Origin of the sequence: Salinisphaera sp., from assembly GCF_002729955.1 — a bacterium.
In the GTDB taxonomy this organism is placed as follows: domain Bacteria; phylum Pseudomonadota; class Gammaproteobacteria; order Nevskiales; family Salinisphaeraceae; genus Salinisphaera.
Genome location: NZ_PBYA01000009.1, coordinates 29,585 through 50,092, shown reverse-complemented (window position 1 = coordinate 50,092; position 20,508 = coordinate 29,585). Strand labels below are relative to the sequence as shown.

Annotated in this window: 18 protein-coding genes; 12 read left to right on the top strand and 6 right to left on the bottom strand. The window is 63.8% G+C overall.

The window, feature by feature from the left end; genetic code table 11:
• Positions 1-198 precede the first annotated feature (198 nt).
• The 4 genes from CMN27_RS03040 to CMN27_RS03025 form a co-directional block, all read right to left on the bottom strand.
• Complete coding sequence (locus CMN27_RS03040) at positions 199-756, bottom strand: SprT-like domain-containing protein (protein WP_293623932.1); 558 nt, start codon at positions 754-756, stop codon at positions 199-201.
• 35 nt (positions 757-791) lie between these two features.
• Positions 792-1,469, bottom strand: coding sequence for a hypothetical protein (locus tag CMN27_RS03035; RefSeq protein WP_293623931.1), 678 nt, complete (start codon positions 1,467-1,469; stop codon positions 792-794).
• A 95-nt stretch (positions 1,470-1,564) separates the two neighbouring features.
• On the bottom strand, positions 1,565-2,551 hold the full coding sequence (locus CMN27_RS03030) for a WYL domain-containing protein (protein ID WP_293623930.1): 987 nt from the start codon (positions 2,549-2,551) through the stop codon (positions 1,565-1,567).
• A 383-nt stretch (positions 2,552-2,934) separates the two neighbouring features.
• Positions 2,935-5,100 (bottom strand): bifunctional metallophosphatase/5'-nucleotidase, encoded by a 2,166-nt coding sequence (locus tag CMN27_RS03025; protein ID WP_293623929.1) that lies wholly within the window; start codon positions 5,098-5,100, stop codon positions 2,935-2,937.
• A gap of 160 nt (positions 5,101-5,260) precedes the next feature.
• On the opposite strand from CMN27_RS03025, the gene CMN27_RS03020 reads away from it, so the two are divergent.
• The 8 genes from CMN27_RS03020 (at position 5,261) to CMN27_RS02985 (ending at position 13,020) form a co-directional block, all read left to right on the top strand.
• Complete coding sequence (locus CMN27_RS03020; protein WP_293623928.1) at positions 5,261-6,676, top strand: SDR family NAD(P)-dependent oxidoreductase; 1,416 nt, start codon at positions 5,261-5,263, stop codon at positions 6,674-6,676.
• A complete protein-coding gene (locus tag CMN27_RS03015) occupies positions 6,666-7,955 on the top strand; it encodes an AarF/ABC1/UbiB kinase family protein (RefSeq protein ID WP_293623927.1) in 1,290 nt (429 codons plus the stop codon). The genes CMN27_RS03020 and CMN27_RS03015 overlap by 11 nt, the downstream gene beginning before the upstream one ends.
• A gap of 65 nt (positions 7,956-8,020) precedes the next feature.
• Positions 8,021-8,722: a 7-cyano-7-deazaguanine/7-aminomethyl-7-deazaguanine transporter gene (locus CMN27_RS03010; RefSeq protein WP_293623926.1), complete on the top strand. Its 702-nt coding sequence runs from the start codon at positions 8,021-8,023 to the stop codon at positions 8,720-8,722.
• A gap of 103 nt (positions 8,723-8,825) precedes the next feature.
• Positions 8,826-9,269 carry a hypothetical protein gene (locus tag CMN27_RS03005; protein ID WP_293623925.1) on the top strand — a complete coding sequence of 148 codons (444 nt, stop codon included), beginning with the start codon at positions 8,826-8,828 and terminating at the stop codon, positions 9,267-9,269.
• A 175-nt stretch (positions 9,270-9,444) separates the two neighbouring features.
• Entirely contained in the window at positions 9,445-10,776 is a 1,332-nt protein-coding gene (locus CMN27_RS03000; protein ID WP_293623924.1) for an arylsulfotransferase family protein, read from the top strand.
• Between the two features lie 10 nt (positions 10,777-10,786).
• Positions 10,787-11,086: a hypothetical protein gene (locus tag CMN27_RS02995; protein WP_293623923.1), complete on the top strand. Its 300-nt coding sequence runs from the start codon at positions 10,787-10,789 to the stop codon at positions 11,084-11,086.
• A gap of 60 nt (positions 11,087-11,146) precedes the next feature.
• The gene (locus CMN27_RS02990) at positions 11,147-11,863 is read left to right on the top strand and encodes a hypothetical protein (RefSeq protein ID WP_293623922.1); all 717 of its coding nucleotides are present in this window, start codon (positions 11,147-11,149) and stop codon (positions 11,861-11,863) included.
• Positions 11,860-13,020 carry a sulfotransferase gene (locus CMN27_RS02985; protein WP_293623921.1) on the top strand — a complete coding sequence of 387 codons (1,161 nt, stop codon included), beginning with the start codon at positions 11,860-11,862 and terminating at the stop codon, positions 13,018-13,020. Before CMN27_RS02990 ends, CMN27_RS02985 begins: the two co-directional genes overlap by 4 nt.
• Positions 13,021-13,099: 79 nt before the next feature.
• Here CMN27_RS02985 and CMN27_RS02980 read toward each other — a convergent pair whose 3' ends face one another.
• On the bottom strand, positions 13,100-13,507 hold the full coding sequence (locus CMN27_RS02980) for a heme-binding protein (protein ID WP_293623920.1): 408 nt from the start codon (positions 13,505-13,507) through the stop codon (positions 13,100-13,102).
• Positions 13,508-13,640: 133 nt separating this feature from the next.
• Positions 13,641-15,335, bottom strand: coding sequence for an L-lactate permease (locus tag CMN27_RS02975; protein ID WP_293623919.1), 1,695 nt, complete (start codon positions 15,333-15,335; stop codon positions 13,641-13,643).
• 433 nt (positions 15,336-15,768) lie between these two features.
• Here CMN27_RS02975 and CMN27_RS02970 point away from each other — a divergent pair, with 433 nt between their 5' ends.
• The 4 genes from CMN27_RS02970 (at position 15,769) to CMN27_RS02955 (ending at position 20,490) form a co-directional block, all read left to right on the top strand.
• A complete protein-coding gene (locus CMN27_RS02970) occupies positions 15,769-16,977 on the top strand; it encodes an HD-GYP domain-containing protein (protein WP_293623918.1) in 1,209 nt (402 codons plus the stop codon).
• A 114-nt stretch (positions 16,978-17,091) separates the two neighbouring features.
• Complete coding sequence (locus CMN27_RS02965) at positions 17,092-17,892, top strand: IclR family transcriptional regulator C-terminal domain-containing protein (RefSeq protein WP_293623917.1); 801 nt, start codon at positions 17,092-17,094, stop codon at positions 17,890-17,892.
• A gap of 520 nt (positions 17,893-18,412) precedes the next feature.
• Entirely contained in the window at positions 18,413-19,621 is a 1,209-nt protein-coding gene (gene pcaF, locus CMN27_RS02960; protein WP_293623916.1) for a 3-oxoadipyl-CoA thiolase, read from the top strand.
• Between the two features lie 17 nt (positions 19,622-19,638).
• Positions 19,639-20,490, top strand: coding sequence for an alpha/beta hydrolase (locus tag CMN27_RS02955; RefSeq protein ID WP_293623915.1), 852 nt, complete (start codon positions 19,639-19,641; stop codon positions 20,488-20,490).
• The last annotated feature ends 18 nt before the right edge of the window (positions 20,491-20,508 follow it).

Genomic DNA, 20,508 nt, shown 5'->3' with positions numbered 1-20,508 from the left:
CGGAGCCGCGCAGGGAACCGATGCGCAGCATCGGCGCAAGACAGGGTGTCCTTTGCTTTGGTTACTTTCATTTGGACAAGCAAATGAAAGTGACTCGCACATCAGTGCGAAACCCCAAGCCGCAAGTACCCGCGTCGTTGATTTAGAAAACGAAAGGTTCGAGTTAAAGCCTACGCGCCATCTGCCATCCGCCAACCGCTACGAACCGGCCCCCTCGTCGGCAAACCGCAATTTCTCACCACAAACACGACAGACGTAATCGGTGCCCTTCTGGGCGCGCTTGTGACGGATGCTGGTAAGAAAAGCCGGCTCCTCGCAGCCGCATGCATAGCGAAAGCGTTTGAGCTGGCGTACGGGTTCGGCGGGCAGCGTATGACAGGGCGCCGGGTCGACACCGAAGGCGCGCATCAGTGCTTTCCATTCCTTGCCGTGCGGGCGGGCACGGCGGCCGTAGAGCCGGTAGATCACCACGTGGGCGACTTCGTGGGGCACGGTTTCGGCGATCATTTCCTGCGGATGCGAGGCCAGCAGTGCCGCGTTGATGCGAATCCGGCAGTCGCGACTGCGACGCGCGAAGATCGCCTGGCCGGCGGCCCGGCCGCGCAGATCGAAGGCGACCGCCGGCACCGGCAGGCGGCGCGCACTGGCGCCGGTGATTTCGCGGGCGCGTTCGATCCAGTACACCGTGTCCTGTACGACGCGTGTTTGCAGGTCTTCGCCGTCGAAGTCGAGGCGATGCTGTTGGGCCTGGGCCATGGCGCAACCAGTGGTGAGTGATTCCAGCAAGCGGCTCAGGATACCTGTTGGCGATCGCTGTGCGCAGGCTGGCGGCGCGGGGGCGCCACGAACGCCAGCACCTGCCGCAGGCTCAGACGCTGGCGTCGCACCCAGTCGGCATCGTCCAGCCGGTCGCGCAGATTGAAGGGAAAACTCTGGCTGAGTTCGGCCAGGCGCCGATCCGCTGCCGCCCGCGCGTTTGCCAGACGATCGTGCTCCTGGCGCAGTTCGACGAGGTCCTGCGGCAAGCGGGCCGTGGCCGCGGCGGGCTGGGCACGGGCAAGCAATTCACGCAGCCGCGCGGCATCACCGGCGCGATAAGCCATAACCGCGAGCGACCACAGCCCGGCGGTATCGGCCGCGGCGGCCCGCGGGGCAACCTGGGGATGCAAGGCGGCCAGCAGGGCCCGAAAAATGGCCCGGGCCTGGTCGGATTCCACCGGCGCCAGCGGCGACCAGCCACTGCGAGGCGCCAGCGCGGCGCCCAGGCGCAGTTCCGGCGCGCTGTCCACGTCGCGACGCAGATCGCCGAAGGCCGCCCAGTAGCGCGCCGCCCATTCGGGGCCGTCGTGGAAACGCCAGTCGGCTTCGATGGCCAGTGCCCGTACGAGCGCACGGCGCTCGGCGCGTGCAGCCTGCACCAGCTGGGCATGGGCCGGATGAATCAGTCGTTGGGCCATTGTTTCGCTCATGGGTCGCTCCCGCTTGTCCACGTGATGTCGTCAACGTGGGAGAGCTTGCCGGTGGCGGTGGGTCAAACAGCGACCCTGGGCTGTATGAATTTACATTAAATATATTCGGCGTAGTGCGCTGCCGCCGCACGCAGGCGCTCGGCAGCGGCCCGGCGCAGAGATTCCGGGGCGATGATTTCGGCCTCCGGTCCGTAGGCGAGCACGTCGGCCAGCAGTTCGGCGCTGGCCGAATACGGCACCCGCAGTTCGTAGCCGCCGTCGTCGAGCGCCCGGCCCTGCTGGTCGGGGTGCCATTGCTCGTCGGCCACCCAGCGTGCGGCCTGGGGCGAAAAGCGGATGACCGCCGTGTTCTCGGGCGTGCCCGAAAAGATGCCGTAGCCGCCACCCAGCTCGGCCTCGAGGGCGTCGCTGTCCATATCGATGGCTTCGTCATCGAGCGTTTCGGCCGCGCGGATCCGGTCGAGCGAAAAACTGCGCAGGCCGTCGGCATCATGACACCAGCCGTCCAGATACCAGTTGTCGCGGTAATAGACCAACCGCTGCGGGGAGATGGTGCGCTGGCTTTCGGTATCGCGTGCACGCCCGTGATAGCGAATCCGCAGCCGTCGACGCATGGCCATGGCGCCGGCGACCTCGGCAAAGGCCGGCCCCGGCCTACGCGCGCTGGCGCGCAAAATCCGGGTGCGCCGGGCAAGCTCGCCGGTGCCCATGGCCCGGCTTTCGAGAATGCGTTCCAGACGCTTGCGTACCGGCGCGAGGTCTACCGCCAGCAGACCGGGCTGGACTGTTTCCAGTAGCTGGTCCATGGCCAGCAGCGAGATCAGCTCCGAGGCGTTGAACCAGAGTCCGGGCAATTCGAACTGGGCGTCGGGCGTGCTGCCATCGGCGCTGGCGTAGTAGTAGCCGTTGTATTCGCGGTCGTATTCGATGGGCGCATCGAGATAGAGCCGCATATCGCGAATGATGCGCTTGACCGTCGCGGGCGAGCATTCCAATCGTGCTTCCAGCGTGGCCTTGGGCGTGGGCCGGCGCGCGCCAGCCAGCTGCTTGTGCAGGGCGTAGATACGGTCGAAGACGTTCATGCGACGAGTTTAGGAAGCTCCGCACAACCTGTCACGGTCGCGCCGGGTCCTTTGCGCGCGATTCACAGACAAGTGACAGCGTAGCCTGCCCAAGCCAATAACAAGTTGCACGGTCGCGAATACTGACGCCGATCAAGCGCGCGCAAAGCCCCGGGCGCCAAGCGGTTCGGCATCACAGACGCCGCGGCCCCGTTGCCGGGCTTGACCTGCCAAAAAGGCAGGCGCTGCGCTTGGACGCCTTGCCGCACCGTCTGTGAGGACTCGAACGCGAGCCGCGACAGGTTATGCAGATATCCCCTGGCGCCTCGTTTCAAACCCGCCCACGAAAAAGGCCGCGCTGAACCCCAGCGCGGCCCCCTTTCCTGCATGTTGCGATCAGTGAATCAACGCGCGGCGCGGCGTGCCTCGAGATTGACGATACGCGTGTCCTGCGCGGCCGGTGTTTCGGCGATATCGAATGCCGTGCCCCCGTTATCGGGGTTGTAGCGCGATTGCAGATATTCGGCAAAGGCATCCTGCTCGGTGCCGGTGGCTGCGAACATCGCCAGGCCCGGATCGTAGTCGGTGCCGATCTGCGAAGCATCGATCACGCCGTCGGTGGTCGGGTCGATATCGACACGCTGCGGATCGGCCAGATTCTTCAACGGATAGGCATCGCCGCAATCATTGTTGCCGGCATCGTAGTTGTCGCCCGGCACACAGGCGGCGGTGAAGGCGAGCAGTACCATACGAATCTCGCGACTGGCGTCACCCTGGAGGACGCCGTTGGTCACCAGCGTATCGGTGGTATCGCCGTTGGCATCGATGAGCTCGAGGCTGCGGATACGGTTACCGGTGGTGGCCGTACCCAGATTCATCTGCCCGCCGGTACGCGCGGTTTCGTCCACGTCGAAGGCGATACGCATGCCGCCAATCTGCGGGAACTGGCCGGGCGTGGCCCCATCGGTGGTGGCGGCCACGGCATGTTCCATGATGTCGCGCAGCTCGGCCGCGGTCACGCTGATGATCGTCAGGCTGTTGTTGAAACGCAGCGCGCCGGCGATATCGAACTGCGACACGCCCCCTTCCGGCTTGCCGATGGATTCATTGGCCTGCGGCGGGCGCAGTTCGGCCTCACCGGTACCGCCCGGCGGGACAACCGACTGGCCGATGGCGTCGCGGATACCGCCGCCATTCTTGAGCGACACCTGCACGCCCGGCTCGACGAGGCGCGCGTAGTACAAATTGGCATCGGCGGTGAGGTCGCCAAGGTTCGTCTCCTCGGTACGCACCTGGGTGCGGCGCCCGTCGAGATAGACATCGGTAATGCCCTGGACATTGCCGTCCTGCTCGGCGAGTACGTTCTGCAGCGCGGACTGTACGGCCAGTACATCCGAGTCGGCCTCGGTATTCAGGCCCCGGGTGGCCAGTTGCTCGACGATGGCATCGGTGCTGGCCCAGGCGCCGTTGGAGACCGGGTCCAGCGAATCGGTCAACAGCACGCCATTGGCATCGAAATCGACCACGAGACGGCCGAGATATTTGTAATCGCCGTCGACGTTGACCACCAGCGTGGGCGTCTCATCCGGGCCCTCGAAGGCCAGCGGATAGGTGTCGGCCGCGCTGTCGCCGTCGCGCAAGACGTCGTTGCTGTCGGCCAGCAGCGTGTTCGAGCCGCCGGCGATGATGATATCGACATCGTTCAAACGCGTGGCCAGGGCTTTTTCGATGGCGATCTGCTGCATGTGTGCAACGACCACGATCTTGTTGATGCCCTGGGCGACGAGCGCGTCCACGCCGGGCTGGATGGCTGCCGCGAGCGCGTCGTAGCCGGCATCGTCCATGGCAAACCCGTCCGGCGACATATCGATTCCGCCGGTCGAGGTGATGCTCGCCAGAAGCGGCGTGGTCGCACCGACCACGCCGATGGTTTCGCCGCCGACCTTCACCGTGGTCGAGCCTGCCACACGCCCGGCCACCTGCGCCGAGGGCTGGCCATTCTCGGCGACCAGGGCTGACAGATTGCTGTCGCCCGAAAAATCGGCATTGAAGGACAGATACGGGAAGGCGGCGCCGGCATAGCCATCGCTGTCGCCGTCACCCGCGATCAAACCGGCAAAGGCCGACGTGCCGGCGTCCAGATCATGATTGCCCAGTGCCGAGGCGGACGTGCCGAAACGATTCACGAACACGATATCCGCGCGGCCGTTGCCGGCGGCGCCGAGCGCTTCGGGCACATCGTCGTCGGCCAGCGCGCCGGCGGCGAAAAACCGCGGTCCGGGAATGAAATTGTCGCCCGAGGAGAGCACGAGCGTATTGTTCGACAGCGTATCGACGCTGGCGAACGCGTTGACCAGGCTGGAAAAGTTGGAGACGTAATCCAGCGCCGCGGTGGAGCCGTCCATATCCGCGAAATGCAGTAGCTGAAGACGATAGGCGGCCGTTTGCTGCCCATCGCCGTTATTGTTGTCGTCGTTGTCGTTGGAATCGCTGTCGGAACAGCCGGCAATCGCCGCGGTCAGACAGAGTGTCAGCAGCAGTCGTCGCCAGACGGATCGCGTCTTGTTCATGGGTCCCCCGGGAAGTGTCGGTTAAAGTCGACGCGCAGGCTAGCGGGGGCATAAGGCGGCACGATGACAATTCACTGACAGACCCGTGACGGTTGCAACGCCTCAACCGCCACGGCCAGACTGGCGTATAACTCGACTTTGGTCGCAGCTTAAGGATTCCATGATCCGACTCCACGAAACCGTCCGTGTCGCGCGCAGCCCCGCCGACTGCTATCGCTATCTGGCTGATTTCTCCACCTGCGAGCAATGGGACCCGGGTGTCTATCGCGCCCGCAAGCGCACCCCGGGGGCACCCGCCGTGGGTAGCGAATTCGACGTGACCGTGCAGATGTTTGGCCGGCGTACCACGCTGACCTATCGAATCACCGGACTCGCCCCCGACCAACATATCGCGCTGGAAATGCGGGGCCCGGGTCTTACATCGGTCGAAACCATTCGTTTCGAAGAGAGCCCCGCCGGCGATACGACGATCGACTATCGCGCGGATTTTTCGCTCTCGGGCGTCCTGCGGGCCAGCGAACTCGCGCTCAAGCCCGTATTCAAGCGCATGGGGCGCAAGGCAGTGGCCGGGCTTGCCAGTGCGCTGACGATTGATACCGAAGCCCCGCGCCAGGGTTGGGTGAGCTATGCGGCCGATCGCAGCCTGTTGCTGGCCGCTCCGGCGTTTACCGAACGCGGCTATCTCGCGCTCGACGACAAGGCCCATAGCGAATTCATGGACGAACGCGTGGCCGTGGTCACCGGTGCGACCAGCGGCATTGGCGAAGCGATCGCTGCCGAATATGCGCGCCTGGGCGCGACCGTGGTGCTGGTGGGCCGGGATACCGGCAAGCTCGCGGCATCGCGCAAGCATGTACACGACTTCGCCGGCCAGGCGATAGAACGTATTCATACCGAACAGGCCGACCTGCTCGATGTCGCGGCCACGCGCGCGCTCGGCGAGCGGCTGACCGCGCGTTTTCCGAAAATCGATGTGCTGGTCAATAACGCCGGCGCCCTATTCCACGAACATGCACTGACCGGCGACGGCTTCGAGCGCAGCCTGGCGATCAATCTGGTCGCGCCGTTCGTGCTCACCGAAACGCTGTTGCCAGCGCTCGCTGCGGCCAAGGCGCGGGTGATCAATATGTCCAGCGGTGGCATGTATCTGCAGCCGCTCGTGCTCGACGACCTGAATTTCGAGAACGAAACCTTCAGCGGCAACAAGGCCTATGCCCGTGCCAAACGCGGCCTCGTCGCCTTGACCCGCCACTGGGCACGCCGCTACGGCGATGCAGGCTTGCACTTCAATGCGATGCACCCGGGCTGGGTGGCTACGCCCGGGGTGACCGAATCGCTGCCGGGCTTCGACAAGGTCATGGGGCGCGTGCTGCGCGATGCGCGCATGGGCGCCGATACCGCCGTGTGGCTGGGTTCGGCCCGCGCGGCGCGTAATTGCCAGGGCCAGTTCTTTCTCGATCGAACCCCCCATCCCACCGCCGTATTGCCGAATACGGCGGTACGCCCGAGCGAAGCGCAAACGCTTTATGGCTGGCTGCGCAACGAAACGGGCATCGAGGTTCACGGTGTCGGATAAGCGCGAACAACGTACCCGGCGTCGGCGCATTCTCGGCGCCGGCATGCGCAGCCTCGGTCGCGGCGTGCTCCAGACCATGCCCGGCTACGATCGCGCCAAGAGCTGGCAGAAAACCGGCCAGGACTGGTTCGACACCCTCGGCGGGCTCAAGGGCGCGGCCATGAAGCTGGGCCAGATCGCGTCCCAGTATCGCGATTTTCTGCCGGAACCGCTGGTCGAACAGCTCTCGCGCCTGCAACGCAACGCCGAACCCTGGGCATTCGAACGGCTCGAACCCGTGCTCGATGAAGCCTGGAACGACGAACAACGCGCGCTGATCGCCGAGATCGATGAACAAGCCATGGCCGCGGCCTCCATCGGCCAGGTGCATCGTGCACGACTGGTGGACGGGCGCGACGTGGTGGTCAAGATTCGCTACCCCGGCGTGGCGGATGCGGTGGACGCGGATATCGACAACCTTGGCCGCCTGCTCAAGCTGTCGCGTTTTCTGCCGATCCGCGGCAGCGATATCGATGCGGTGCTCGATGAACTGCGTGAGCGCTTCATCGAGGAAACCAACTACGTACAGGAGCTGGCCCACCTGCAGACGTTACGGGCAATCGAGCTGCCCGGCTTCGTACTGCCCGAGCCGGTGCCCGAGTTGTGTACCGATGCAGTCCTGGTGACGACCTATGTGGAATCGCGGCCCGTCGACGAGGCCGCGCCCGAACGCGGTCATGCCATCGTTCAGGCGATCAACCTGCAGGTATTCACCCACGGCATTCTGCATGCCGATCCGCACCCCGGTAATTTCGGGGTGACCGAGGACGGCTCGATTGCCCTGTTCGATTTTGGCTGTACAAAAACGCTCGATATCGAAACCCGTCACGGGTTGCGGGATGTGGTGGCCGCCGCCCTCGACGGCCGCTGGCAGGATCTGCATCACGCGCTGGAACGCCTGGGCGTGGTGCCGCCCGACAGCTGGGCACAGCACGGCGAAACCTATGCCCAGATCTATGCCAGCCACGCCACGGCTTCGCTGGAACCCATTCGCCATCAATCGCCCTATGTGTTTACCGACGACGGGCTGATCGAATCCATACGCGGCGAAGTGCGCGCATCGCTGCGCCACTGGAAGCTGTTCAATGCCGCCCCGCAGCTGGTGTTCTTGATGCGCACGCTCAGCGGGCTGTACTGGATATTGCGTAATATCGGCGCAGAAGCCGATCTGCATGCCGAGTTGCAAAAGATCGCGGCGGGCGACTACGATCCGCCGCCTGTCAACGAGCCGCCGGCCTGAGCGATTCAGGCGGTTCGATCACGCCACGGGTTCCCTCACCCCGTCACGAAAAAGGAAAAGCAGGCATGTCGTTATCGTTATCAGCGGCGCAGCGGCGCCGGATCGTGATCGTACTCGCGGGGCTGCATGTGCTGGTCATCGCCGCGAGCAACTATCTGGTGCAGTTGCCGTTCACCCTGCTGGGCTGGCATACGACCTGGGGCGCGTTCAGCTTTCCGTTCATCTTCCTGGCCAGCGATCTGACCGTACGTTTGCTCGGCGCGGCCACCGCGCGGCGCGTGGTGGCCGCGGCCATGGGCCCGGCACTGGTCGTGTCGTATCTGTTGTCCGTGCTCTATGTCGACGGGCGATTTGCCGGTGTCGATGCGCTCGGCGAATTCAATACGCTGGTCGCGCGCATCGCACTGGCGAGCTTTTGTGCCTATCTGTTCGGCCAGTTGCTGGATATCGGCGTGTTTCAGCGCCTGCGGGCGCTACGCCAGTGGTGGGTCGCACCCGCGGCCTCGACCGTATTCGGCAACGCGCTGGATACGCTGCTGTTTTTTTCGATTGCCTTTGCTGGTTCGTCGAATGCGTTCATGGCCGAGCACTGGCTGGAGATCGCCTGTGTGGATTATGCGTTCAAGCTGCTGATCAGCCTGTGTCTGTTTCTGCCGCTCTACGGCGCATTACTGGCCGTGCTGTCACGTTATCTGCTCACGGCAACGGCCGACGCCACGCCGGGGCGTATCGATTCTCGCGCTGACAGACCCGGTTATAGCCGGTAATGCCGCGCTGCGTGCCCGGCACGCGGCGTGCTATAACTCGAGCTGATGCCAATAAGCCCGGCAGCGGGCACACAACAACACGATTTAGCGAGGGAGATACGCCATGGTCAATCGCAACTTGGCGCTCTGGCTGTATATGTTTGCGGGGGCACTATTGCTGGCTGGTGTTGCCGTCGCCGCCCATGCCCAGTCGGCGATCGTGAACACGCACAAACCGTTCACGCTGAAGGTCCGCTACGGCAATAACGCCGATCCGGCCGCCACCGCCGCGGCTGGAGCGAAGCCACGACGTATCGAGACCACCGTGGCCGAACTCGATAGCGAGCATATCGAAACCCGCGACGCCGTACTCGAATACTGGTTCGACGCGACCGGCGATTCGGGTGATATGGCCCTGTCGGTCGACTTCACCTATGCCATCGCCCAGGGCCAGCTTCATGCCCAGACACGACTGCTCATGCGCGCGGGCGAGTGGAAGCGCGTCGCCGTGAATACCGACTCGGCGACCGGCACCGACGCCGTATTCGTACGCGTGGATCGCAATTAATCGAACCGGTCAGGGCCTGCGCGTTCAGAGACTTAGTGCCCCGCCTGCGAAAATGAAAATAATTTAATACCGTCCTGACGGAAACTTCAGGAAAGTGCTACGGTCTTAGTCAGGCCGAGGGCGGATGCTTCGAGGGTCGAAGCGTTCGTATGGGACCCTTAGCTAGGGTTCAACAATGGATAAAGCGGATCGCGTCGGTTTTGCGGCGTTTTTCGTGGCCTGTCTCTTTCTCGCCTTTCTCGGCGGTACGCTGGTCGTGCTCGCCAAGGTGTTTCCATACGAATGGCTCAATGACGCCTACAAGGCCGGTCATGCGCTCATCGTTCAGGACTCGATCCACGACCGGTACACACAGACCGACCAGTGGCGTAGCGCACGCACCGACAAGCGCGGCGTCACCATCAACGACCCCGCGCGTGCCTATAACGGTTATACGCTGTATACCTCGGGCGGCGCGCCCTATGCGTCGCTGGTGGATATGGACGGCAACGAAGTCCATCGCTGGCAGCTGGACTACAGCAAGCTCTGGGACACCGCGCCGGACGGGCGCGGCGCGCGCGACGACGCGCTCATGTACTGGCGCAAGGCCATCATGTACCCCAATGGCGATCTGCTGGCGATCTATATCGCTGCCGGCGATACGCCCTGGGGCTATGGCCTGGTCAAGCTCGATGCCGATTCCAATGTCCTGTGGAAATACCACGGCGCCACCCATCACGATATCGATATCGCCCCGGACGGGCGTGTGCTCGTGCTCACCCACGCCTTCAGCGAAAAGCGCTTCGAGAATTTCCCGGCGCTGGCGAAACCGTTTCTCGACGATTACGTGGTGGTGCTCGACGGCAATACGGGCGAAGAACAGGCCAAGATCCCGCTGTTCGAGGCCTTTTACGAGTCGCGCTATCAGCCGCTGCTGACCAATATCGCCCATTTCGCCCTCGAAGACCCGCTGCATACCAATAGCGTGCAGTTCATCGATGACGAACTGGCGAAGAACTTCGCCCCGGCCAAGGGCCGTGGCAATCAAGTGCTGGTGTCGTTTCGACACCCCGGCACGCCGGCGCTCATCGACCTGAATACCGGCCAGATGACCTGGGCGATGGCCGGCTCCTGGCTGGGTCAGCATTTCGCCCGCGCACTGCCCAACGGCCACTTCACCCTGTTCGACAACTACGGTCATTTCCAGGCCGACAACATGACCCGCGCGCTCGAAGTCGATCCGGAAAACGAACAGATCGTATGGCGCTACGAGGGCAGCGCGGAGCATCCCTTCGCCAGCCGCCTGCGCGGCGCGATGACGACCCTGCCCAACGGCAATCGTCTGATCACCGAGTCCGACGGCGGCCGACTGTTCGAAGTCGCGCCCAACGGCGACATCGTGTGGGAGTTCATCAATCCGGTACGCGGGGGCGACCAGAACCAGTACATCCCGGTCGTCTCCTCCGGTCAGCGGCTGCGCGCCGAAGATCTGGAGCCGGCTTTTCGCGAAAGCATCCAAACGCCCTAGGAGGTCTGTCATGGATAAGCACGAAACCCGTACCCCAACCGCACCGCTGCTGCGCTCGAGCCTGGCGATCGCGCTCATGCTCGCCCCGTTCGCCGCCGCCCAGGCCTATGTCGGGCCCGGCGCGGGCCTGAGTCTACTGGGCGCGCTCTGGGGCGTGGTGGCCGCCATCGGTGCGGCGTTGCTGTTCGTCGTGTTGTGGCCAATACGGCGCATGCGCCGTCGCAAGAAAGCCGAGGCCGCGGCCCGCAGCGAACAACCCACCGCGTCGACGCACGGCAACGAAGCCGGCAACGGCCCGAGCCGCTCTTAGCCATCGCGATGGCCCGGCCGCGCGAAGGCGGTCGGGCCACGACGAAAAGGACAGCACAGGATGGGGCTATTCGATCTACCGGCACCGTTGTTCAACGGCCTGGATGCCGCCATGGCGAGCTTTATGCCCGCCGCCCTGCGTCTGGCGGTCTGGGCCGTTCTGGGCTCGGTGCTGACCATGTTTTTATACAAGCTGTGTTCGCCGCAGGCACGTATCGGCCAGGCCAAGCGCGATGCCAAGGCCGCACGCCAGCGCCTGAACGCATTCGATGGTGATTTCGCCGATGCCGGGCCGTTGATCAAGAAGCAGTTCACGACCGCGTTCCGCCATGTCGGGCTCGTCGTGCCGGGCACGCTACTGGCGATTCTGCCGTTACTGGCCCTGTTGCTCTGGGCCGAAACCCATTACGGCCATACGCTGCCCGCGCCTGGCCAGGCACCGGCGATCACGACCGTTCCCGAAGGCGTGGCCACGCACTGGGACGATCGGACCCAGCCGGCAAAAATCAGCGTCGGCGACGCGGGCGCGCCGATCGCGCAATTCGATATGACCGCGCCGGTGGGCATCGTCACCAAACAGCCCTGGTGGCACTGGCTGGCCGAGAACCCGCTTGGCTATCTGCCCGAGGACGCGCCGGTCGAACAGATTCGTATCGATCTGCCCGTATTGGAGGTCATCCCCTTCGGCCCGGCCTGGATGCATTCCTGGCTGTTCGTATTCATTCCGGTGATGTTCATCGTCTCACTCGCGATCTACAAATGGGCGAAAATCGAATGAGCACGATCCCACAGACAAACGACACGGCGCGCACCGCGCGCTCGCAGCCCAGCGAAGCCGCCATTGCCGGCTTTGCCGTGCCCACCTGGATGCACCGCGTGGGCGGCTGGCAGCATCGGCATCCGCGTGCTGCCATCAAGCTGGGCAATTTCGATACCCGCATGGCCGCCGAGGCGATCGAGGACATCTCGATCGTGGCCCCGATCTATGTCGCCGGGCTCGCGCGTTCGGGTACGACCATCCTGCTCGAACTGCTGGCCGAGCACCCGCAGGTGGCGACCCACCGCTATCGGGATTTTCCGCCGGTTTTCACGCCCTGGCTGTGGGATCGCTGGCTGGCGCGGGTACCGCAGAACGCCGAAACCGCCACCGAACGCGCGCATGGCGACGGCATCGCGGTGACCTCACAAAGCCCGGAAGCCTTCGAGGAAGTGCTTTGGATGGCGTTTTTCGAGCATATCCACGATAGCGCGCATAGCAGCGTGCTCGATGCCGATACCCGCAATCCCGAGTTCGAACAGTTCTATCGCGACCATATTCGCAAGCTGCTGGCGATTCGCGGGCGTGCGCGTTATGCCGCCAAGGGCAATTACAACCTGATGCGGCTGCAATATCTGCAATCGATTTTTGCCGATGCACGGTTTGTGCTGCCGGTACGCGATCCGGTCTGGCATATCGCCTCGCTGATGAAACAGCAGACCCTGTTCGAAGCCGGCGAGACCGCGCATCCGCGTGCGCTGGAACATATGCGCCGTGTCGGCCATTTCGAGTTCGGCCTCGACCGACGCCCGATCCATACCGGCGACGACGACACGATCGACCATATCCGTCAGCTCTGGGCCGACGGTGAGGAAGTCGAGGGCTGGGCGCGCTACTGGGCGATGATCTATGCCGATGTCGATGCACGCCTTGCCCGCGATCCACAACTCGCAGACGCGGCGCTGATCATTCGCTATGAAGATTTATGTGGCGATTCGCGCGCCGTGCTCGAACGCTTCTATGCGCATTGCGGGCTGAATATCGACGCCCACGCCCTCGAACGCGCGGCCGAGCGCCTGCGCCTGCCGGGCTATTACAAACCGGCCTTCAGCGATGCCGAATTACGCCTGATCCACGATATAACCGGGCCGGTGGCGGCACGGTATGGCTATCGCTGACCCGCGCGGGCACCAACCGCGGGCATAAAAAAGGCGCGGGCCGCAGCCCACGCCTTGTATCGTAGCGCGTCCCGCGTGATCAGCCGGTGACCGAGGCCACACCCGCCTTGGCGGTCTGTGCGTCCTGATCGGGCTTGACGCCGGATACGCCGACCGCGCCAGCAAGCTGGCCGTCGACCATGACCGGCACGCCGCCCGTCATCGTCGCCTTGAGTTCCGGCACCGATAGAAACGCCGCACGGCCGCCGTTGATCATGTCTTCGAATGCCTGGGTTTCCTTGCCACCCAGTGCCGCGCTGCGCGCTTTTTCGGTCGCCACATAGCTGCCCATCGGCGCACAGCCATCAAGGCGGCGCAGTGCCACAAGATGGCCGCCGTCGTCGACGACCGCGATCGCCACGTTCCAGCCCTGGCTCTCGGCTTCCTTCTGAGCCGCATCGAGAATGGCGTGGGCATCGTCGAGGGTGATAACGGATTTCTGTTTCATGGGCATATCCCGATAATTAAATGGATGTTGTTACGGCCACTACTATAAACGCTGTATTCAAGCGCTCGGCGAACGGCGTGACAAACGAAAACGGCCCGCCGGAGCGGGCCGTTCTCTCTCGCCGGTCGACGATCTAGTTCATCAAGCCGTCGACCACGCCGATGCCATAGAACGCGATCAGACCGATCACGCCACTGAGCAGGCAGTAGTAGAGCGTGGGCAACAGCGTCTTGCGCAGGGTCGTGCCTTCACGCCCGAGCAGCCCGACCGTAGCCGAAGCCGCGACCACGTTGTGGATCGCGATCATGTTGCCGGCAGCCGCACCGACGGCCTGCAGCGCCACCATCATCGCGGTCGACAGTCCCAGCGTGGCGGCCACGTTGAACTGGAAGTCGCTAAGCATGAGGTTCGACACCGTATTCGAACCGGCGATGAAGGCACCCAGGGCACCCACGGCCGGCGCGAACAACGGATAGATATGACCCACGCCGTCGGCCACCAGTTGGGCCATGGCCACCGGCATCGACACCAGATCCGAACCGTTCACGCCCGAGTTGATGAGAATACGCACCATCGGAATCGTGAAGATGAGCACGAAACCAGCGCCGAGAATCGTGTTGGTGGATTCCTTGAACGCCGCGCCCATGGCGCCACCACGCATGCGGTGCAGGAAGAATGTGATCAGCACGGCCATACAGATGATGCCACCGGGCAGATACAACGGCTGAATCGAACCCGAAATACCCGCCTGACCGAGGATATCGCTCCAGCTGATCGCCACGGCCTTGAGCGCGTTGGTGATCGGCTCCACGGTGCGCGAAATCACCAGCAGAATCGCCAGCAATACATACGGCGCCCAGCCCATCGTGGGCGTGAGCGGCGTGCGCCCGGCCACGTGATCGGCCTTGATCTCCATGTTGCCGACCCATTCGGCCGGCCACTGGCTCTCATTCGGAAAATCCCAGGGCTGGGACGGAATCAGAAAACCGCGGCGGGCCGCCGGTACCACGATCGCCAGGCCCACCATGGCACCGATCATGGACGGAAACTCAGGTCCCAGAAAGATGCCGGCCAGCGCATAGGGCACGACGAAGCTCACCCCGGCGAATAGCGCGAACGGCGCGACTTCCAGACCGTCGCTCCAGGACTTGCGCTCACCGAAGAAACGGGCCATGACCGTCACCATGATCAACGGCATGAGAATGCCGCAGATCGCATGGGTGATGGACACTTCGGAGGTAATCAGCTGGAAATAGCTGGCCCAGTCCGAGCCGTTGGCCGTCAGCTGCTCGGAAATCTGATCCTTGTGCAGCCCGCCAGCCACGCCGACGATGATCGGCGTGCCCACCGCGCCAAAGGAGACCGGCGTGGACTGAATCATCATGCCCACAACCACCGCCGCCAGCGCCGGGAAACCCAACGCCACCATCAGCGGCGCGGCGACCGCGGCCGGGGTACCAAAACCCGAAGCGCCTTCGATAAAGCAGCCGAACAGCCAGGCGACGATGATCGCCTGAATACGCCGATCCGGACTGATGCCGGAAAAGCCATTACGAATCGCCGCGATACCGCCGGAATGCTTGAGCGTATTGAGCAGCAGGATCGCGCCGAAGATGATCCACAGAATTGAGATCGTGAGCATCAGCCCCTGCAGGCTGGAGGCCACCACCCGGGTGACACTCATATCCCAGGCCAGCAAGGCGATGAGCACGGTCACGATGAACACCACCGGCATCGCGGTGCGCGCCTGAAACCTGAAACCAATCAACAACACGCCGGCCAGCACCAGCGGGACGAACGCGAGCAGCGACATCGTCAAAGAAACCATGCACCTATCCCCTGCAAAAGTAATACGAGATGCACGCGCCGGCCGACTGTTCACCCCCGGCGCGAGACAGCTGCCAAGCTAATCATGTTGTTCGTGAAACGACAATTCATTATCGCCGAGCACCGCCATCGCATAGCCCGCCCCGCGAGCGGCTTGGGATCGTCATGCCCGCCGGGCCGCTTTCCGGCTGGGCTTTTGGCGTGTTCGGCCGCAACACGCAGACCGCACAATCGTTCGGCACATAAGACCAATTGACGATTCAGCCTCGCCCTGTCGCGAGCCAAACCTGCGCAGACCAGCCGGATACCCGGCCAAGCTGCCGGGTCACCGGCGCAAAGTGCTTTCACCACGGCAAGATAGGCCGATACAGCGTCGCAAGAAGGCTTGCGAGCGCCTAGAATGGCGTGATCGCCGATCGAGGTTTCGTCCCTGCATGCTGCGTTATGCCAAAAAGATACCGGTCACGGAGCTGGAACCCGGCATGTACGTGGAGGCACTGGATCGTCCCTGGCTGGAAACGGACTATCCGCTCGAAGGTGTGCATATCAAATCGCGCGCCGATATCGAACGCCTGAGCCGTCAGGTCGAATATGTCTATATCTCGGCGCCACCGAAGCCCAATCGCATCCCGCTGCCGGCACGCCCTGAGCCGGCCGGCTTCTCCCGGCGCGGGCTCGCGCCGGCCGCGGTCTACAGCCGGTCGCCCCAGAGTTTCAGCGCCGAGCTCGCCCAGGCACGACTCATTCGCGAACAGGCCCGGGATTTCGTGCGCTCGATCCAGGCCGATGCCCGCGCCGGTCATGCCGTGGACGAAGGCGATGCACGCGAACTCGTGGTGCAGATGATGGCCAGCGTATCGCGCAATCCGGATGCATTGGTGTGGTTCACCAATCTCAAGAATCGCGACGAGTACACGGCGCTGCACAGCATGAACGTGTGCATGCTCTCGGTTGCGCTGGCCACGACCATGGGCGAGCCCGAAACCGAGGTCGAGGAAATGGGCGTGGGCGCTCTCTTGCACGATATCGGCAAGATGAAGGTGCCGATGGACATCCTCCATAAGCCCGCGCGTCTGTCGACCGCGGAATTCGAGGTGATCAAGCAGCACCCGCAATATGGTGTGCAACTGCTCGAACAGGGCTCACAGCTGTCGCGCGATAGCCTGCGCATCGTACTCGAGCACCACGAGCGCATGAACGGTCGTGGCTATCCCGGCGGTCTGAAAGGCGACGAGATTTCGTACTACGCCCAGATCGTGGCGATCGCCGATGTGTACGACGCCATGACCAGCGACCGTGTCTATCAGCAAAGCCGTTCGCCCGGCGAAGTGATGAAGCTCATGAGCCGCAGCCAGGGTGACTTCAACCCGGCGCTGCTGGACCGATTCGTACACACGCTCGGCGCCTATCCGGTCGGCAGCCTGATCGAACTCAACACCGGCGAAGTCGGCTTTGTCGTGCCCGGCGATCCCGGCCAGAAACGGCCGCTGATGCTGGTGGTGCTCGACCACCGAAAGCGCCGTTATTTCCCACAGCGCGTGCGCGATCTCAATCGCTTCCCCAATTTCCGTATCGTGCGCACGCTGGCCAATGGCGCGTACGGTGTGGATATCGACGACTACGCCTCGGCCTGGAGCGGATAAGCCCCGACCCGTACCTGCGCCAAATAATTGACACAATAGGCCATGTTCGCGATGCGAACAGGTGTTTTCGTTGCTACACTCGGATCATCTATTCCCGAGCGACCGACCTGACACGTGCCAGCCGATTCCAGTGACGACAACCCGACCGGGCTCGCCCCCGACCACCGCGACTTCGTAACCGCGCTGGCCACCGGCCTGGAGGTGATTCGCGCATTCGATACCGATCACCCGCGCATGACGCTCAGCGAAGTCGCCACGCGCACCGGCATGAACCGCGCCAAAGCACGCCGCTTTCTGCTCACCTTGCATGGGCTTGGCTATGTCCGACGCCAGGCGCGTTATTTCGAGCTGGCGCCGAAAACGCTCGAACTCGGCTATGCGTTTCTTTCGGCCAATAATTACCAGCACGTGATCCGCCAGCACCTGGAACACGTCACGCAAGAAACGGGCGAATCCTCGTCGATGGGCGTGCTCCAGGGCGCGAACGTGATCTATGTTGCCCGTTCGGCGGCCCCGCATCGGTTGATGACGATCGCCCTTGCGGTAGGCACCCAGCTCCCGGCCGCCGCAACCTCCATGGGGCGCATGCTGCTGGCGACACTCGATCGCCCGCAACTGGAGGCCGTGCTCGCCGATCTCGAACTCACCGCCTATACGCCGTGTACGATCACCGATATCGACGCGCTACGCGTCGAAGTCGACACGGCACGGGAACAGGGGTTCTGTATCGTCGATCAAGAGCTCGAATCCGGGCTGCGTTCGCTGGCCGTGCCGGTCTACAACATGCACGGCCTGTTACTGGGCGCGATCAATATCAGCACCAATGCAGCGCGCGTGGAACGCAAGACGCTCGAGGAACGCTTTCTGCCGTTACTCCAGCACACCTGCGAGCAAATCGCCCGCCAGGTCAGCTAGCCCACCGAAAACGGCGCAATCAGCGCCGCGGCGTTCGAAGCCGCGGCGCTCGCGATAGGTTCGATCGGGCGCGGCACTGCCGCTGACACCGGCAAGCGGGCTGTCCCTTTCCTCACCCAGGCGCGCCAACGACCGCCGCGCCTTATCAGACATCCATGTTGGCACGCCCGCGCTTGCCGCCGACAAGGCGCGTCACAGCCAAGCATGCTCGGGGCGAACACTTACGCCCCTCAGCCGGACGCGATGTGAACATAGGGCGCGTGCCGCCTGAACGGGCGGCGAAGCTCTCCCGCGTTGACGCCGGCACAGCACAACGATTAGGTTATTCGCAATGCAAACGCACGTTCGCAAAGCGAACCACAGGTCTGATTGAGCCTGCGGTCGCGCGAGCGCCCTCGTGCGCGTGGCACGTCGACAGCCTGCCGTTGCGCCTGGATGCGGCGCGGGCCGGCGTACCACTGCCCGCGCGGTGCTTGCGCGCGTACGTCTTTATTCGAATAGATCACAACGAGAATCGAACATGTCCAACGCCGTCTATCTCTGTCATCCCGCGCGTACCGCCGTCGGCCGCTTTGGCGGCACCCTGGCCAGCGTACGTCCGGACGATATGCTCGCGCATATCATCAAGGCCGTGATCGCCCAGACGCCGAGTCTCGACCCGGCCGCGATCGACGATGTTCTCATCGGCTGCGCCAACCAGGCCGGCGAAGACAACCGCAATGTCGCGCGCATGAGCAGCCTGCTGGCCGGGCTACCCACCAGCGTGCCCGGTTCGACCATCAATCGTCTGTGTGGCTCGAGCATGGATGCGATCGGCACCGCGGCCCGCGCCATCCGTGCCGGCGAAACGAAACTGATGCTCGCCGGCGGCGTGGAATCCATGTCGCGCGCGCCGTACGTGCTGGCCAAGGCCGAATCCGCCTACAGCCGTCAGCAGATTCTCGAAGACACCACCATCGGCTGGCGCTTCGTCAATCCGCTCATGAAGCAGTGGTACGGCATCGACTCGATGCCCGAAACCGGCGAGAACGTCTCCGAGCAGTACAAGGTCTCCCGCGAGGATCAGGACGCCTTTGCCCTGCGTTCACAGCAAAAAGCCGAAGCCGCGCGCCAGGCGGGGCGTCTGGCCGAGGAAATCACGCCGATCGAGATCCCGCAGCGCAAGGCCGACCCGATCGTGTTCGATACCGACGAACACCCGCGTGCCAGCACCACCCTGGAAAAACTGGCCAAGCTGCCGACCCCGTTTCGTAACAACGGCACCGTAACCGCAGGCAACGCTTCGGGCGTGAACGACGGCGCCGGCGCACTGCTGGTGGCCGGCGAGGATGCGATCAAGCAGTTCGACCTGCAGCCCAAGGCCCGTATTCTGGGCATGGCCACGGCCGGGGTTGAGCCACGCATCATGGGCATGGGCCCCGTCCATGCCTCGCGCAAGCTTCTCGATCGTCTCGGTCTGTCGATCGACCAAATGGACATCATCGAGCTCAACGAAGCCTTTGCCAGCCAATCGCTGGCCTGCCTGCGCGAACTGGGCGTACCCGACGATGCCCCGCATGTGAACCCCAACGGCGGCGCGATCGCCATCGGCCATCCGCTGGGCATGTCCGGCGTACGTATCGTCAGTGCCGCGCTGCATGAAATGGCGCGTACCGATGCCCGCTATGCGTTGTGCACGATGTGTATCGGTGTCGGTCAGGGCATCGCCACCGTCATCGAACGGGTATAACCATAGCGAGGCCCGACATGGCATTTGTCGAATGCAACGGCCGCACCATCGGCTACGACGATAGCGGCGAAGCCGACCTGCCGGCGATGCTGTTTGCCCACCCGCTGGGCATGTCGCGTCAGGTCTGGACCGAGGTGACGACACGGCTACGCGGTCGCTGGCGCTGTATCGCCTGGGATCTGCCCGGTCACGGCAATAGCGCGCCCGTTGCCCACGCGCTCAGCGCGCATGATCTGGCCGCCGATGCACAGGCCGTGCTGGCGCATCTGCACATCGAGCGCTGTACCTTCGTGGGCACTTCGATTGGCGGGGTGATCGGCCAAGCCCTGCTGCTCGATGCCCCGACGCTATTGTCTTGCATGGTGCTTACCAACACCGGTGCGATCATCGGCCAGCCCGAGGCCTGGCATACACGCGCTGCGCGCGTTCGCGACGAAGGGCTCGCACAGATCGCGCCCGAACTCTCGCAGCGCTGGTTCGCCGACACCTACAAGCAGGCCCGACCCGCCGGTCTGGCGGGCTGGACCATCCAGCTCGCACGTACCGACAATGAAAGCTATGCACGGCTATGCGAACTACTCGCGGAAACCGATTTTCGCGGCCAACTCGCGGGCGTCGAGGCCCCGGTACAACTCATCGCCGGCGCCGAAGACCCCGCCACCCCGGTTACCACCCTGCGGGCACTGGCCGAAGAACTGGACGGCGCGCCCCTGATCACACTCGATCACGTCGCCCATGTGCCGTCGATCGAAGATGGCGCGGCGTTTACCGAGGCTCTGTACAGCGCCTGTCAGGGCGAGGCATTCCCTACGCCGCCGCGATCCAAGCGGGCCCGCGAAACCGGCTCGGGCGTGGCCGACCCGCGCTAAGCGTATCGTGTATCGATA

What these genes read in the sequence shown, in the direction of transcription:
- CMN27_RS03040 (WP_293623932.1), bottom strand. Translation starts at nt 756, where the DNA reads ATGGCCCAGGCCCAACAGCATCGCCTCGACTTCGACGGCGAAGACCTG.
- CMN27_RS03035 (WP_293623931.1), bottom strand. Translation starts at nt 1,469, where the DNA reads ATGAGCGAAACAATGGCCCAACGACTGATTCATCCGGCCCATGCCCAG.
- CMN27_RS03030 (WP_293623930.1), bottom strand. Translation starts at nt 2,551, where the DNA reads ATGAACGTCTTCGACCGTATCTACGCCCTGCACAAGCAGCTGGCTGGC.
- CMN27_RS03025 (WP_293623929.1), bottom strand. Translation starts at nt 5,100, where the DNA reads ATGAACAAGACGCGATCCGTCTGGCGACGACTGCTGCTGACACTCTGT.
- CMN27_RS03020 (WP_293623928.1), top strand. Translation starts at nt 5,261, where the DNA reads ATGATCCGACTCCACGAAACCGTCCGTGTCGCGCGCAGCCCCGCCGAC.
- CMN27_RS03010 (WP_293623926.1), top strand. Translation starts at nt 8,021, where the DNA reads ATGTCGTTATCGTTATCAGCGGCGCAGCGGCGCCGGATCGTGATCGTA.
- CMN27_RS03005 (WP_293623925.1), top strand. Translation starts at nt 8,826, where the DNA reads ATGGTCAATCGCAACTTGGCGCTCTGGCTGTATATGTTTGCGGGGGCA.
- CMN27_RS03000 (WP_293623924.1), top strand. Translation starts at nt 9,445, where the DNA reads ATGGATAAAGCGGATCGCGTCGGTTTTGCGGCGTTTTTCGTGGCCTGT.
- CMN27_RS02995 (WP_293623923.1), top strand. Translation starts at nt 10,787, where the DNA reads ATGGATAAGCACGAAACCCGTACCCCAACCGCACCGCTGCTGCGCTCG.
- CMN27_RS02990 (WP_293623922.1), top strand. Translation starts at nt 11,147, where the DNA reads ATGGGGCTATTCGATCTACCGGCACCGTTGTTCAACGGCCTGGATGCC.
- CMN27_RS02985 (WP_293623921.1), top strand. Translation starts at nt 11,860, where the DNA reads ATGAGCACGATCCCACAGACAAACGACACGGCGCGCACCGCGCGCTCG.
- CMN27_RS02980 (WP_293623920.1), bottom strand. Translation starts at nt 13,507, where the DNA reads ATGAAACAGAAATCCGTTATCACCCTCGACGATGCCCACGCCATTCTC.
- CMN27_RS02975 (WP_293623919.1), bottom strand. Translation starts at nt 15,335, where the DNA reads ATGGTTTCTTTGACGATGTCGCTGCTCGCGTTCGTCCCGCTGGTGCTG.
- CMN27_RS02970 (WP_293623918.1), top strand. Translation starts at nt 15,769, where the DNA reads ATGCTGCGTTATGCCAAAAAGATACCGGTCACGGAGCTGGAACCCGGC.
- pcaF (WP_293623916.1), top strand. Translation starts at nt 18,413, where the DNA reads ATGTCCAACGCCGTCTATCTCTGTCATCCCGCGCGTACCGCCGTCGGC.
- CMN27_RS02955 (WP_293623915.1), top strand. Translation starts at nt 19,639, where the DNA reads ATGGCATTTGTCGAATGCAACGGCCGCACCATCGGCTACGACGATAGC.